The 14,597-nt window shown below is 75.5% G+C and carries 12 protein-coding genes; 8 read left to right on the top strand and 4 right to left on the bottom strand.

Annotated features, from left to right (window positions below; genetic code table 11):
- Nucleotides 1–39: 39 nt before the first annotated feature.
- Nucleotides 40–1,800: an NAD+ synthase gene (locus ACFHW0_RS01825; RefSeq protein WP_416605012.1), complete on the bottom strand. Its 1,761-nt coding sequence runs from the start codon at nt 1,798–1,800 to the stop codon at nt 40–42.
- A gap of 193 nt (nt 1,801–1,993) precedes the next feature.
- On the opposite strand from ACFHW0_RS01825, the gene glnA reads away from it, so the two are divergent.
- The 4 genes from glnA (at nt 1,994) to ACFHW0_RS01805 (ending at nt 5,206) form a co-directional block, all read left to right on the top strand.
- The gene (glnA, locus tag ACFHW0_RS01820; RefSeq protein WP_121400411.1) at nt 1,994–3,343 is read left to right on the top strand and encodes a type I glutamate--ammonia ligase; all 1,350 of its coding nucleotides are present in this window, start codon (nt 1,994–1,996) and stop codon (nt 3,341–3,343) included.
- Between the two features lie 110 nt (nt 3,344–3,453).
- Nucleotides 3,454–3,879, top strand: a complete 426-nt coding sequence (locus ACFHW0_RS01815; protein WP_416605011.1) for a DUF350 domain-containing protein — start codon at nt 3,454–3,456, stop codon at nt 3,877–3,879.
- Nucleotides 3,880–3,914: 35 nt separating this feature from the next.
- Nucleotides 3,915–4,610: a helix-turn-helix transcriptional regulator gene (locus ACFHW0_RS01810; protein WP_416605010.1), complete on the top strand. Its 696-nt coding sequence runs from the start codon at nt 3,915–3,917 to the stop codon at nt 4,608–4,610.
- 218 nt (nt 4,611–4,828) lie between these two features.
- Nucleotides 4,829–5,206 (top strand): VOC family protein, encoded by a 378-nt coding sequence (locus ACFHW0_RS01805; protein ID WP_416605009.1) that lies wholly within the window; start codon nt 4,829–4,831, stop codon nt 5,204–5,206.
- Between the two features lie 178 nt (nt 5,207–5,384).
- Here the strand turns inward: ACFHW0_RS01805 and ACFHW0_RS01800 are convergent, their stop codons facing one another.
- Nucleotides 5,385–5,849, bottom strand: a complete 465-nt coding sequence (locus ACFHW0_RS01800) for a hypothetical protein (RefSeq protein WP_416605007.1) — start codon at nt 5,847–5,849, stop codon at nt 5,385–5,387.
- Nucleotides 5,850–6,057: 208 nt separating this feature from the next.
- On the opposite strand from ACFHW0_RS01800, the gene ACFHW0_RS01795 reads away from it, so the two are divergent.
- The gene (locus ACFHW0_RS01795; protein WP_416605006.1) at nt 6,058–6,948 is read left to right on the top strand and encodes a virginiamycin B lyase; all 891 of its coding nucleotides are present in this window, start codon (nt 6,058–6,060) and stop codon (nt 6,946–6,948) included.
- Nucleotides 6,949–7,060: 112 nt separating this feature from the next.
- On the opposite strand, the gene ACFHW0_RS01790 is transcribed toward ACFHW0_RS01795, so the two are convergent.
- Nucleotides 7,061–7,936, bottom strand: a complete 876-nt coding sequence (locus tag ACFHW0_RS01790; protein ID WP_416605241.1) for a S66 peptidase family protein — start codon at nt 7,934–7,936, stop codon at nt 7,061–7,063.
- A gap of 187 nt (nt 7,937–8,123) precedes the next feature.
- Here ACFHW0_RS01790 and ACFHW0_RS01785 point away from each other — a divergent pair, with 187 nt between their 5' ends.
- Entirely contained in the window at nt 8,124–8,891 is a 768-nt protein-coding gene (locus ACFHW0_RS01785) for a type 1 glutamine amidotransferase (RefSeq protein ID WP_416605004.1), read from the top strand.
- Nucleotides 8,891–11,905 carry a bifunctional [glutamine synthetase] adenylyltransferase/[glutamine synthetase]-adenylyl-L-tyrosine phosphorylase gene (locus tag ACFHW0_RS01780; protein WP_416605001.1) on the top strand — a complete coding sequence of 1,005 codons (3,015 nt, stop codon included), beginning with the start codon at nt 8,891–8,893 and terminating at the stop codon, nt 11,903–11,905. The genes ACFHW0_RS01785 and ACFHW0_RS01780 overlap by 1 nt, the downstream gene beginning before the upstream one ends.
- Before the next feature lie 103 nt (nt 11,906–12,008).
- On the opposite strand, the gene ACFHW0_RS01775 is transcribed toward ACFHW0_RS01780, so the two are convergent.
- On the bottom strand, nt 12,009–12,713 hold the full coding sequence (locus tag ACFHW0_RS01775) for a class I SAM-dependent methyltransferase (protein ID WP_416604999.1): 705 nt from the start codon (nt 12,711–12,713) through the stop codon (nt 12,009–12,011).
- Between the two features lie 161 nt (nt 12,714–12,874).
- Between ACFHW0_RS01775 and ACFHW0_RS01770 the strand changes: the two genes are divergently transcribed.
- Complete coding sequence (locus ACFHW0_RS01770; protein ID WP_416604996.1) at nt 12,875–14,536, top strand: hypothetical protein; 1,662 nt, start codon at nt 12,875–12,877, stop codon at nt 14,534–14,536.
- Nucleotides 14,537–14,597 lie beyond the last annotated feature (61 nt).

Below are 14,597 nucleotides of genomic sequence, written 5' to 3'. Positions count from 1 at the left end.
TGTCACTCCCGGACCGCCGCCGGCCCGGGAGCGACCGGCTCAGCCGTCCTCGCGCCACCGGTTCGTGATCGGCAACCGCCGGTCCCGCCCGAAGGCCTTCATCGAGATCTTCGCCCCCGGCGCGGACTGGCGGCGCTTGTACTCGGCGGTATCCACCATCCGCAGCACCCGGTCGACGACGGCCGGGTCGTGGCCGGACGCGACCAGCCCGTCGCGCCCCAGGTCGCCGTCGACGTAGCCGATCAGGATCGGGTCCAGCACGTCGTAGTCGGGCAGCGTGTCGCTGTCCAGCTGGCCCGGGCTCAGCTCGGCGCTCGGCGGCTTACCGATGGAGTTCTCCGGGATCGGCGGGGTCTCGCCCCGGCGGGCGGCGTCGGCGTTGCGCCACTTCGCCAGCCGCCAGACCAGCGTCTTCCAGACGTCCTTGACGGGGTTGAAGCCGCCGACCGAGTCGCCGTAGAGGGTGGAGTAGCCGACCGCCAGCTCGCTCTTGTTGCCGGTGGTCAGCACCAGGTGCCCCTCCTGGTTCGACAGCGCCATCAGGATCACCCCGCGTACCCGCGCCTGGAGGTTCTCCACGGAGACCCCGGAGAGCGACATGTTCGCCAGGAAGGTGTCCACCATCGGCTGGATCGGCTCGACCCGGTAGTCCAGCCCGGTCCGCTTCGCCAGCTCGGCCGCGTCCTCCCGGCTGTGCTCGGAGGAGTGCTGGCTGGGCAGCGACACGCCGACCACCCGGTCGGGCCCGAGCGCGTCGACGGCCAGCGCGGCCACCACCGCCGAGTCGATGCCGCCGGAGAGGCCCAGCACCACCGAGGGGAACCGGTTCTTGTTGACGTAGTCGCGCAGGCCCAGCACGAGCGCCTGCCACACCTCGGCCTCGTCGGCCACCGGGGCGATCGTCCCGCCGGTGGCGGCCGGCCCGGCGGGCGTCGGCGGGATGTCCCCGGCCTCGGCCCGCACCACGCGCATCCCGTCCGCCAGCACCTGCTCCGGGGCGGCCGGCTCGCCGGCGGCGGGCAGCTCCACGTCGTGCACCAGCAGGTGCTCGACGAACTGCGGGGCCCGGGCGAGCAGTTCGCCGTCGGCGCCCACGATCATGGAATCGCCCTCGAAGACCAGCTCGTCCTGCCCGCCGACCATGTTGACGTACGCGATCATCGCCCCGGCCTCGGCGGCCCGGCGCTGGACCAGCGGCAGCCGGACGTCGTCCTTGTTCAGCTCGTACGGTGAGCCGTTGACGCAGAGGACCAGGCCGACCCCGGCCTGGCGGGCGGCGGCGAACGGACCGCCGGCCTGCCACAGGTCCTCGCAGATGGTCAGCGCCACGTCCACCCCGCCGACGCGGACGACGGTCAGCGCGTCGCCGGAGACGAAGTATCGGTCCTCGTCGAAGACGCCGTAGTTGGGCAGGTGGTGCTTGAAGTAGGTGGCGACGATCCGACCGTGGTGCAGCAGGGCCGCCGCGTTGCGGGCGCCGCGACCGGGCTCGGCGTCGCCGCTCACCTGCGGCGGGCCGTCGGCGTCCAGGTGGCCGACCAGCACCGGCAGCGCGCCCGACCCGTCGGCGTCGAGATCGGCGGCGAGGCGTTCCAGCGCGGCTTTCGACGCGGCGACGAAGGACCGGCGGAAGACCAGGTCCTCGACCGGATAGCCGGTCAGCATCATCTCCGGGAACGCGACGATCTGGGCGCCGCTGTCGGCGGCCCGGCGGGTCCAGTCACGGACCAGGCCGGAGTTGCCGGCGAGGTCGCCGACGGTCGGGTTGACCTGGCACAGGGCGAGACGCAGGGTGGGCATGTCCTCATCTTGCCCCAGCCGTGCGGGCCCGACACGCGGGGCGGGGCGGGGCGAGATCACCAGAGCCACGGGACAGGGCGGGACGCCCGCCGGCCGGTCGCGTAACGTCGGCGTAACGAGGCCGGTGGACACTGGTCGGTCAGGCCGGGTCGACCCCCGGTCGCAGGTGCGCAAGGTGTCGCGAGGGGTGGAAGTGGACCGTCAGCAGGAGTTCGTCCTCCGTACGCTGGAAGAGCGGGACATCCGGTTCGTCCGGCTGTGGTTCACCGACGTGCTGGGCACGCTCAAGAGCGTGTCGGTGGCCCCCGCCGAGCTGGAGGCGGCCTTCGAGGAGGGCATCGGGTTCGACGGCTCGGCGATCGAGGGCTTCGCCCGGGTCTTCGAGTCCGACATGGTGGCCATGCCCGACCCGACGACCTTCCAGGTCTTCCCGTTCGAGGGCGGGGTCAGCGGCGAGAGCGCCCGGATGTTCTGCGACATCCTGCTCCCCGACGGCGGTCCGTCCTGGGCCGACCCACGGCACGTGCTGCGCCGGGCGCTGTCGAAGGCCGCCGAGAAGGGCTTCACCTTCTACACCCACCCCGAGATCGAGTTCTTCCTGCTGGAGAACGGCCCGCTGGACGGCTCGGTGCCGATCCCGGTCGACACCGGCGGCTACTTCGAGCACACCACCCACGCCGTGGCCCGCGACTTCCGCCGGCAGGCCGTGCTGGCGCTGGAGCGGATCGGCATCTCCGTGGAGTTCAGCCACCACGAGGTGGCCCCCGGCCAGCAGGAGATCGACCTGCGCTACGCCGACGCGCTCACCACGGCCGACAACATCATGACCTTCCGGCACGTGGTCAAGGAGGTGGCCCTCTCCACCGGCGTGCAGGCCACCTTCATGCCCAAGCCGTTCACCGACCAGCCGGGCAGCGGCATGCACACCCACCTGTCGCTGTTCGAGGGGGAGCGCAACGCGTTCCACGACGCCGGCGACCCGATGAAGCTGTCCAAGGTGGCCCGGGCGTTCATCGCCGGGCTGCTGGTGCACGCCCGGGAGTACACGGCCGTCACCAACCAGTGGGTCAACTCCTACAAGCGGCTGTTCCCGCAGGCGTTGCCGGACCGGGTCACCGAGAGCCCCGCGTACGTCTGCTGGGGTCACCTGAACCGGTCCGCGCTGGTCCGGGTCCCCGCCTACGGCAAGCCGAACTCGGCCCGGGTGGAGGTCCGCTCGCCGGACTCGGCGGCCAACCCCTACCTGGCCTTCGCGGTGCTGCTCGGCGCCGGGATGAAGGGCATCGAGGAGGGCTACGAGCTGCCGCCGGGCGCCGAGGACGACGTGTGGTCGCTGACCAGCGCCGAGCGGCGGGCGATGGGCTACGAGCCGCTGCCGGAGAACCTGTCCGAGGCGATCGACGTGATGGCCGGCTCCGAACTGGTCGCCGAGGTGCTCGGCGAGCACGTCTTCGACTTCTTCCTGCGCAACAAGCGGGCCGAGTGGGAGCAGTACCGCCGCGAGGTCACCCCCTACGAGCGGCAGCGCTACCTGTCGCTGTAGGTCAGTCGCCCCCCGCCGCCGGAGCGGGCTCCCGCCGCTGGCGCGGTGCCGCTATCGTCTCGGTCACCGCGCCGGCATCCCCGCCGGGCGCAGAGTTCGGGAGGCAGTCGGTGCTGGAAGACCTGCTCAGCGGAGCCTGGCAGAGCGTGGTGTTCGGGGTCGTCGGGGTGGCCCTGATGGCGGCCGGGTTCGGGCTGGTCGACATGCTCACCCCGGGCAGGTTGCGGGAGCTGATCTGGGTGCGGCGCAACGGCAACGCCGCGCTGCTGCTGGCCGCCAACCAGCTCGGCATCGCCGGGATCGTGTTCACCGCGATCCTGACCAGCTACAGCGACTTCGCCAAGGGAATCGCCTCGACTCTCGTCTTCGGCCTGGTCGGGCTGGTCATCATGGCGCTGGCGTTCTTCGTGCTGGACCTGCTCACCCCTGGCAAGCTCGGCGAGATCATCTGCTCGGACGAGCCGCACCCGGCGGCGCGGGTCAGCGCCGCCACGCACTTCGGCGCCGCGCTGATCGTCTGCGCCTGCATCGCCTGAGCCGGTCCGTCACACCCCCGTCGTAGGTTGCGGGGGTGAACCGGACGGACCGTCTCTACGCCCTGGTCGAGGAGCTGCGCGCCGTGTCGCCACGGCCGCGCAGCGCCCGCTGGCTCGCCGACCGCTTCGAGGTGAGCACCCGCACCATCGAGCGGAACATCGGCGCCCTCCAGGAGTCGGGCGTGCCGATCTGGGCCGAGCCGGGCCGCACCGGCGGCTACGCGCTCGACCGGGCACGCACCCTGCCGCCGGTCAACCTCACCCCGGTCGAGGCGGTCGCCATGGCGGTGGCCCTGCACCGGATGCGCGGCACCCCGTTCGCCGCCGCGGCCGGCACGGCCCTGCGCAAGCTGATCTCCGTGATGCCCGCCGCCGACGCCGCCGAGGCCCACCGGCTCGCCGCCCGGGTGCACCTGATCGGCGACGGGCCGGTGACGCCCGTCCCGGCCGCCGTCGCCGACGCGGTGCGCGCGCGGCGCGTGCTGCGCATCCGCTACGCCGACCGCGCGGGCGCCGGCTCGCTGCGCGACGTGGAGCCGCTGGGCTACCTCGGCAACCCCCGGCACTGGTACCTGCTGGGCTGGTGTCGGCTGCGCGACGGCATCCGGGCCTTCCGGGTCGACCGGATCACCTCGGTCACCGCCCTGGCCGAGCGGGTGCCGGAGCGCGAGCTGGCCGCCGACGACCTGGACATCCCCCGGCACCGGGTCCGCCGGCTCAGCCTGGTCTGAGCCGGGACAGGAGAATCCCGCCCCTCGTCGATCGGCCGCGTCCGTTGCCGCCGGAGGTGGCCGACCTGGCGGTCCTGGGGGAGGGTGCCGGCGAAGGCGCTCGCCGGACCGACCGGAAGGCCCGCCGGAAACACCGACAGGACGGTGTCGCGGACGGGGCGGAGGCTGACTCCTGACGGCGCCGACCGAACGGCCGGCGTGCGAACGGGAGGCGACACATGTCCACGATCAACAGCGGGGTCAACTGGTTCGAGGTCGGCACCGACCGGCCGGAGGAGACCGGGCGCTTCTACGCCGACCTGTTCGGCTGGGCGTTTGGCGAGCAGGGGACGCCGGAGACGTCGTACCGGGTGGCGGAGCCGGGACCGGAGGGATCCATCCAGGGGGCGGTCCGGGACACCGGCGGGACGGGCCCGAACTACGCGATCTTCTACGTGCAGGTGGCCGACGTGGCCGACGCCGTCCGGCGGGCGGAGGCGGCGGGCGGCAAGGTGCTGGTGCCGCCGAAATCCAACGACAACGGGCTCACCTTCGCCCACATGGCCGACCCGGCCGGCAACCACTTCGGCGTCTACGCCCCGCCGCCGGGGGCCTGAGCCCACCGGCCGGGGCCGCCTGACCGGCCGCGTCGTCCGCCGGACGTGCCGCCGACGTACGCCTGACGGTCGGCGTCCCAGCCCGACGCGGCCGACGCACGGCCCGGACGGGCCCGGCCGACACCGCGGGCGGTGGCGCCGTCCGCCCCGGCCGGGTCGCCGGGGCGGACGGCGTACGTCACCTGCCGGCCGGTGCGCCGTGGCCGCCCCGGCCGGGCAGGACACCGGCCTCGGCGGCGGCGGTGACGGCGTCGGCCTGCTCCTGGGTGAGCCTGCCGTCCTCGACGGCCTCTGCCAGGCGCTCCTTCATCGCGGCCTGCCGGTCGGCGGGGTCGCCCTTGCCGGGCCGGTCGCCCCTCTCGGGCCGGTCGGCCGGCTTGTGCTCCTCGCGCAGCTTCTCCAGCGCGGCCGTCACCTTGTCCGCGTCGACGCCCAGCTCCGCGGCCAGCTTCCCGGCGAACTCCGCCTGCCGGTCGGCCCGCTGCTGCTGGCGGTCGCCGTCCTCGGCACCGGTGCTGGCGCCCGGCGTCGGGGTGTCGCCGTCCGCGGCGAACGCGACCGTCGGGGCGGCGAGGCCCACGCCGAGTACGCCGGCCGCGGCCAGCCCGGCCAGCAGGTGCTTCTTCCTCGTGGTGCGGGGCATGTCGTCCTCCAGCTCGTGGATGGGTGGTGCGATGACCTCACCGACGGTGACCGGCAGGGCTGAGGGGATGCCGTGGCGACCCTGTCAGCGAGCTGGCAATCCGAGCCGCCCGACCGGACAAACGGGTTGCATCGGCGTGCGCGGGCGGCGAGGGTATGCGGTCGGCAGGGCCCCGCCGGGGCGGAGCAGGTGACGGAAGGTGACCCTCGTGACGACGTCCGCGAAGATCAGGGAAGTCCCGCTGACCGGGGCGGGCGGCGGCCCGTACGGCATCACGGTCGGCCCCGACGGCGCGCTCTGGCTGACGCTGGTCCACGCCGGCGGCATCGCCCGGGTGGACGCGGGCGGCGAGTCGCGCACCTGGTCGGTCGCGCCCGACAGCCGGCCGTTGATCATCACGCCGGGCCCCGACGGCGCCCTCTGGTTCACCCGCTCCGGCGACGACCGGATCGGCCGGATCAGCACCGACGGCGAGCTGAGCGCCGTCGAGCTTCCGGACGGGACCGGCCCGTGCGGCATCGCCGCCGGTCCCGACGGCGCCCTCTGGTACGCGGCCATGAGCGCCGACGCGATCGGTCGGGTGACCGTCGACGGGAAGCAGACCCGGTTCCCGCTGCCGGTGAGCGGCGGCTTCGCCTCGATGGTCGCCGCCGGGCCGGACGAGGCCGTCTGGTTCACGCTCAACCAGGCGAACGCGGTGGGCCGGATCGGCATGGACGGCGCGGTGACCCTGTACGCGCTGCCGACCGAGAGGGCCGCGCCGGTCGGTATCACCGCCGGCGTCGACGGCGCGCTCTGGTTCGTCGAGATCGGCGCCGGTCAGCTCGGTCGGATCACGCCGGACGGGCGGATCACCGAGTACCCGCTGCCGGACCGGTCCGCCCGGCCGCACGCCATCGTCGCCGACCCGGCCGGCGGCTGCTGGTACACCGAGTGGGGCGGCAACCGCATCGGCCACGTCGCCCCGGGCGGCGCGATCACCACCCACGACCTGCCGACCCCGGCCTCCGAACCCCACGGCCTCACGGTCGCCCCGGACGCCACGGTCTGGGCCGCCCTGGAAACGGGCACCCTGGCCCACCTGACCCCCGCCCCCTGACCCCCGCCCCTGACCCCGGTGATCATGAGGTTGGCGGTGCGGAATATCGGTATCGCCGCCGCCAACCCATGATCGACCCGGGGCGTGCGGGAGCGCGGGACCGAGTGGGCGGTCAGCGGACGGCGGGGGTGACCGTGAGGGTGCCGGTTTCCGTGTCGAGGGTGGCCTCGGTGCCCACCGGGACGGTGAGCTGGCCGGGGCCGTGACCGATCGGGAGGCCGCCGAGGACGGGCACGCCGAGGTCGCCGAGGCGCTCGGAGAGCACGTCGGCGACGCCGACCGACCAGCCGTCCGCGCAGTCGGTGAACTGGCCCACCGCGACCCCCGCCAGCCCGTCCAGGGCCCCGGCGCGGCGGAGCTGGGTGAGCATCCGGTCCACCTTGTAGGGCGGCTCCTGCACGTCCTCGACGAGCAGGACGGCACCGGTCAGGTCCGGCATGTCCGGGGTGCCCAGCGACGCCACGACCAGGCAGAGGTTGCCGCCCAGCAGCGGGCCGGTGGCCCGGCCGGGCACGCGTACCGCGAAGGTCTCCTCCTCGGCGACGGCGCTGACCGCGACCGGTTCGGTGGTCATCAGGGCGGCGTGCAGCGACTCGGCCGAGCGCAGCGGCGTGCGCTCGTCCAGCCAGGCCGCCCCCGGGCCGTGCACGCCGGCCAGCCGGGCGCCCCGCCAGAGCGCGAACTGCAACGCCGTGATGTCGGAGAACCCGGCGACCACCTTCGGGTCGCGGCGTACGGCGGCCATGTCGATCGTGTCGACGATCCGCTGCGCGCCGTAGCCGCCCCGGGTGCAGATCACCCCGCGCACCTCGGGATCGGCGAACGCGGCGTTCAGGTCGGCGGCGCGCAGCTCGTCCGCGCCGGCGAGGTAGCCCTGCCGGGCGTACGCGTTCGGCGCCAGCACCGGCCGCAGTCCCCAGCCGGTGAGCAGCTCGACGCCCCGGGCCACCCGTTCCGGCCGGGTCGGCCCGGAGGGCGACACCAGCATCACCGTGTCGCCGGGGCGCAGCGCCAGCGGTCGTACGGCGGTGGGGGGAGTAGTGCGGGCGGGGTCGGACACAGCGGCAGAGCCTAGTCGCGTACGTGCGGCGGCGGGCACGCACCGGGCCACCCGTCGCCGCCGCGCCGGCGGAGGCGTTCCGGGTCCGTCCGGGCCACCGGCTAGCCTCGACGTCGTGGCTACCGCGTTGGTGATCGAGAATGACCCGACCGACGACGTCCGCCGGCTGGGTGAGTGGCTGACCGAGGCGGGCCTCGACCTGTGGGTGGTCCGCGCCCACGCCGGTGACGAGATCCCCGCCGACCTGGAGGGGTACGCCGCCCTGGTGGTGCTCGGCGGCGGGCTGCCGCCGTACCCGCTGCCGGACGGGTCGCCGGCCGCGCCCTGGCTTCCGGCGGTGGAGGGGCTGCTGCGCAAGGCCGTCCGGCACCGGGTGCCGACGCTGGGCATCTGCCTCGGCGCGCAGTTGCTGGCCACCGCGCACGCCGGCGAGGTCGTGCGTAGCCCGAGCGGCCCGGAGGTCGGCCCCTGCGTGGTCGGCAAGCGGGACGCCGCCGACACCGACCCGCTGTTCCGTTACGTCCCGCTGATCCCCGACGTGTTCCAGTGGCACTCTGACGAGATCACCGAGCTGCCCCGTGGCGCCACCCTGCTGGCGGCCTCCACCCGCTACCCCCACCAGGCGTTCCGCCTCGGCGACCGGGCCTGGGGTTTGCAGTTCCACATCGAGTGCGACACCGCCATGATCGCCGACTGGGCCGCCGACTCGAGGCTGCTGGCCGAGCTGGGTTACGACCCCGACCTGGTGGTGGCGGCCTGCCACGACGTGATGGTCGACGTCGAGGAGGTCTGGCAGCCGTTCGCGGCCCGGTTCGCCGCGCTGGCCCTGGGCGAGCTGGAGGACGCCGCGCCCCGCCGCAGCCTGCCCCTGCTCGGGCAGTGATGAGCCGGCCGGCCAGGGCCGCGGGGCGGCTCGCCCGCTACGGCTTCGGCACCGACGGCGGTGCCGGCGCCGCCCGCGCCGCCGACCTGCTCGGCCCGGACGGGCTGGGGCTGTGGCGGCCGGACGCGCAGGAGCCCACCGACGACCGCGCGGCGGAGCTGCTCGCCGCGCTCTCCCGGGCCGCCGATCCGGACCTGGCGCTGCGCCAGCTGCACCGCATCGTCGAGGCCGAGCGCCGCACCGCCCCGGAACAGGCCGGGTCGGCGCTGCTGGCGGCGCTCGCCGACGACCCCGGCCTGCGCCGCCGGCTGGTCGCCGTCCTCGGCGCCTCCTCCGCGCTCGGCGACCACCTGGTCGCCAACTCCGATCAGTGGCCGACCCTGCGCACCGCCCCGGACGGGCTGGCGCCGACCGCCGAGGGACGGCTCGACCTGTCCGGCGACGGGCAGCCGGTGGCGGTGCTGCGCAGGGCGTACCGGCTGGCGCTGCTGCGGATCGCGGCGGCCGACCTGACCGGCGGCCGGGGCCTGGAGCAGACCATGGCCGCGCTCTCCGCGCTTGCCGACGCGACCCTGGCGGCGGCGTACGAGATCGCGGTCGGCGAGCTGCCGGAGGGCACCCCCCGGCCCCGGCTCGCCGTCGTGGCGATGGGCAAGTGCGGCGGCGACGAGCTGAACTACGTCTCCGACGTCGACGTGATCTTCGTGGCCGCCGAGGACGACGACCTCGCCGCGGCCACCACGGTCGCCACGCGGTTGATCCACGTCTGCGGGCTGGTCGCCTGGCCGGTCGACGCGGCCCTGCGCCCGGAGGGCAACCGGGGGCCGCTGGTGCGGACGCTGGCCAGCCACCTCGCCTACTACCGGCGCTGGGCGCGCACCTGGGAGTTCCAGGCGCTGCTCAAGGCGCGGCCGGCGGCCGGCGACCTGGCGCTGGGCCGGGAGTGGGTCGACCAGCTCGCCCCGCTGGTGTGGCGGGCCGCCGAGCGGCCCGAGGCGGTCGAGGACGTCCGCGCCATGCGACGCAGGATCATCGACAACATCCCGCCGAAGGAGCTGGAGCGCGAGATCAAGCGCGGTCCGGGCGGGCTGCGCGACATCGAGTTCGCCGTGCAGCTGCTGCAACTGGTGCACGGCCGGGGCGACGAGTCGCTGCGGGTGCCCGGCACCCTGCCGGCGCTGCGCGCGCTGGTCGCCGGCGGCTACGTCGGCCGGGCCGACGGCGAGGCGCTGCTGCGCGGCTACCGCTTCCTGCGCGGCGTCGAGCACCGCCTCCAGCTCCAGGGCCTGCGCCGCACCCACACCGTGCCGACCGACCCGACCGCGCTGCGCTGGCTGGCCGCCGCGCTGGGCCACACCGCCACGCCGGGCCGCAGCGCCGTCGAGGAGTTCCGCGCCGAGTGGGTCACCCACGCCGCCGAGGTACGCCGCCTGCACGCCAAGCTGCTCTACCGGCCGCTGCTGGAGTCGGTGGCCCGGGTGCCGGCCGACGGGCTGCGGCTGACCCCCGAGGCGGCCCGGCACCGGCTGGAGATCCTCGGTTTCGCCGACCCCGCCGGGGCGCTGCGTCACCTCCAGGCCCTCACCGGCGGGGTGAGCCGCACCGCCGCCATCCAGCGCACCCTGCTGCCGGTGCTGCTCAGCGAGTTCGCCGACGCCCCCGAGCCGGACCGCGGCCTGCTCAACTACCGGCAGGTCTCCGACAAGCTCGGCAGCACCCCCTGGTACCTGCGCCTGCTGCGCGACTCCGGGCCGGTGGCCCGCCGGCTGGCCCGGGTGCTCTCCTCCTCCCGGTACGCCGCGGACCTGCTGGCCCGCGAGCCGGAGGCGCTGCGGCTGCTGGCCGAGGAGAGCGAGCTGATTCCCCGGCCCAGCGCGGTCCTCTGCGAGGGCTTCGCCGCCGCCGCGGCCCGGCACACCGACCCGGTCGAGGCCACCCGGGCGATCCGCGCGCTGCGCCGCCGGGAACTGGTCCGGATCGCCTGCGCCGACCTGCTGAGCCGGGCCGGCTCGCTGGCCCCGTCGCCGCCCCGGCCCGACGGCGGGCGCGCGGCGCTGGGCCTGGCCGACGTGACCGCCGTCGGCACCGCCCTGGCGGACGTCACGGACGCCACCCTGGCCGCCGCGCTGCGGGCCGCCCGCGCGGCCCAGCCGCCCGTGCCGGGGCTGCGCTTCGCCGTCATCGGCATGGGCCGGCTCGGCGGCTACGAGTCGAACTACCTCTCCGACGCCGACGTGCTCTTCGTCTACGACGCGCCGGCCAGCGCGGGCGACGGCGCGGCCGGCGCCGCCCGCGCGATCGCCGAGGAGCTGCGCCGGCTGCTCGGCATGCCCGCGCCCGACCCGCCGCTCGGCGTCGACGCCGACCTGCGCCCGGAGGGCCGGCAGGGTCCGCTGGTGCGCAGCCTCGCCGCGTACGCGCAGTACTACGCCCGCTGGTCGAAGGTGTGGGAGGCGCAGGCGCTGCTGCGCGCGCGGTTCGTCTGCGGCGACGCCGACCTCGGCGCCGAGTTCGCGGCGATGGTCGACCCGGTGCGCTACCCGGCGGACGGGCTGACCCGCGAGCAGGTGGTGGAGATCCGCCGGATCAAGGCGCGGGTGGAGCACGAGCGGCTGCCCCGGGGCGCCGACCCGGCCACCCACACCAAGCTCGGCCGGGGTGGCCTCGCCGACGTCGAGTGGGCCGTGCAACTGCTCCAGCTCCGGCACGCGGGGGCCATCCCGGCGCTGCGCGGCACGCGTACGCTCGACGCCCTCGCGGCGGCCCGGGACGCGGGCCTGGTCGATCCGACGGACGCCGTCGAGATGGCGGCCGGCTGGACGCTGGCCGCGCAGGTCCGCAACGCGCTGATGCTGGTCCGCGGCCGGGAGGGCGACCAGCTGCCCCGGCACGGCGTCGAGCTGGCCGGGGTGGTCCGGCTGCTCGGCCGGGACGACCCCGGCGAGTTCCTCGACGAGTACCTGCGCACCGGCCGCCGCTCCCGGGCGGCGATGGAACGGGTGCTCGACTCCTGAGCCCGCCGCCCGGCCGAGCGGGCCCGGCCGGGACGCGGCCACCCGCCGCGCCGGCCGGCCGCGGGTGGCCGGGGCGGGCCGGGTCCCGCCGCCGGCGCGGACCTCAGACGCGGCGGTGCACCAGCACCACGTGGTCGACCAGCTCGCCGGCCTCGCCGTTCGGGCCGGTGGCCTGCCGACGCGGGGCGTCGAGCCGCTCGGTGTCCCACCGGTCGGGGTCGAGGTCGAGCGCGGCCAGGGTCTCCTGCGGGGTGGAGAAGCGGGCGTGCGCGTGGTCGTGCCGCCCCCACGGCGGGGCCTCGCCGTGCTCGACGATCAGCAGCCGGCCGCCGGGGGCCACGGCCCGGGCCGCCGAGCGCAGTAGCTCCGCCCGGGGGAACTCCAGCGGCGACTGGAGGAACTGCGCGGAGACCAGGTCGTACTCGCCCGGTGGGAACGTCCGGGTGAGGTCGTGCCGGTGGAACTCGATGCGGGAGGCGACCCCGGCGGCCGCCGCCTCCTCGGCCGCCCGGGCGAGGGCGGTCTCGGAGACGTCGACGGCGGTCACCCGCCAGCCCCGCCCGGCCAGCCAGATCGCGTCGCCGCCCTCACCGCAGCCGAGGTCCAGCACGGTGCCGGCCGGCAGCGAACCGGCGACGTCGACCAGGATCGGGTTCGCCCGGCCGCTCCAGACCCTCTCGTGCCGCCCGTAGTGCTCCTCCCAGAACCGCGCGGTCTCCTCGTCCACGTCCGGGTGCCGCCCGTCGTGTCCGGTGGCCGCCCTGGTGTCGTCGTGCCGGTGCTCGCCGGTCGTCGCGTCGTGGTGCACGTCTCGTCCTCCTGCTGGGCTGCCTGCGTACCTGCCACGTCGATCGTGCGCGGCGGCGGCAGTAGGAGCAAGTAATGTTGCCGGATCGGCAAAGCGGGCCCGTGCGGGCGACCCGTCGCCCCGGCCCGGCCTCGGGCCGGCTGACGTGGTAGGACTGCTCGATGCCGACGAACCGGGGCAGTTCCCCGACGAACACCGCCGAGCCACCCGCAGCGCCCGGGCGGCGGGAGGACGCGGTCGCGACGTGGGCCGCCCGTCGTGTGCTGCTCGGCACGCTCGGGATGTCGGTGGCGCTGGCCGGGGCGTTCCTGCTCGCGCCGCCCATGGGCACGGACCTGGCGGCGCAGGACGCCCGCGCCGGGTTCGCCGCCCGCCACGGCTTCGCGCCCATCGACTTCTCGTGGTACGGCGGGGTCAACCAGTTCGGTTACAGCCTCTACACCCAGACGCTCGGCGCGGCGGTCGGGACACGGCAGGTCGGCGCGGTGGCGGCGGTCGTCTCCGCCGTGGCGCTGGCCTGGCTGTTGCTGCGGGCGCGGGCCCGCCGGCCCCTGCTCGGGGGTCTGCTCGGCGCCGTGGTGCTGGTGGGAAACCTGGCCAGCGGCCGGATCACCTTCGCGGTCGGCCTGATGCTGGGCCTGCTGGCACTCTGCGCGGTCACGGCACGCCGCGTCCCCCGCTGGGCGCGTCTGGTGCTGGCCGGTGCTCTGGGAGCGCTCGCGACCTGGGGCAGCCCCGTGGCCGGCCTGTTCACCGGGCTGGCCGGGGGAGCCCTGCTGGTCACCGACGTGTGGCGGGCGCGGTGGTCGCCGCGCGCGCTCCGGGCGGAGGGCCTGGTGCTGTGCCTGGCTCCGTTGGCGGCGGTCGGGCCGATGGCGCTGATGTTCGGCAACGGCGGCCGGCAACCCTTCACCGCCGAGTCCATGCGGATCAACCTCGCGCTCGCCGTCGTGGTCCTCGCGCTGGTGCCGGTCCGGGTACTGCGCGTCGGGGCGGCGCTCAGCGGGCTGCTGCTCGTGGCGGCCTACTACCTGCCCACGCCGGTCGGGTCGAACGCGCTGCGCCTGCCGATGCTCTTCACGCTGCCGGTCGTGGCGGCGTTCGTCACGCTCGGCTCGCGGTGGCTCGCCGCCCTGCTCGCCGCCCTGCTCTGGTGGCAGTCGCCGGTGATGACCAGCGACCTGGCCCGGATGGGGTCCGCCCCCGTGCACGCGAGCTTCTACCAGCCGCTGCTGGACGAGTTGGGCCGGCGGGCACCGGTCGGCCGGGTCGAGGTCGTGCCGCTGCGGGACCACTGGGAGAGCGCGTACGTGGCGGAGGCGGTGCCGTTGGCACGCGGCTGGGAGCGGCAGGTCGACGTGGACCGCAACCCGTTGTTCTACGGCTCGGGGCCCGACGCCGACGAGTACGGCGACTGGCTGCGCCGCAACGCGGTCAGCTACGTGGCGGTGGCACCGGAGGACGTCCCCGACCGGTACGCGCGCAGCGAGGCGGCCCTCGTGCTCACCGGGCAGCCGTACCTGCGCGAGGTGGCGCGGCCGGGCCGCTGGCGGCTCTACGAGGTGCGGGATCCGGCCCCGCTGGTCGCCCCGCCGGCCGGGCTCGTCGAGTCCACCGGCGCCGGCGTGCGGTTCACCGTCGACACCCCCGCCGACGTCCTGGTACGCGTGCGCTGGTCCCGCTGGCTGTCGCTGCCGGGCGCCGACGGGTGCCTGCGCCCCGCCTCGGACGGCTGGACCACCGTGCGGGCGCGGACCGCCGGCACGTACCGGGTCACCAGCAGTCTCCTTCCGGCGGGGCACTGCGATCCGACCGCCTTGTGACGCGACGCCGTCCGAAGCCGCCGGGGAGATCCGCTGGGGCAGTGCCCACCCGTCGGTCCCC

This window comes from Micromonospora sp. LOL_025 (genome assembly GCF_048060285.1).
In the GTDB taxonomy this organism is placed as follows: domain Bacteria; phylum Actinomycetota; class Actinomycetes; order Mycobacteriales; family Micromonosporaceae; genus Micromonospora.
Note: the sequence above shows the minus strand (reverse complement) of the source record. Positions and strands in the feature narration are given on the sequence as shown.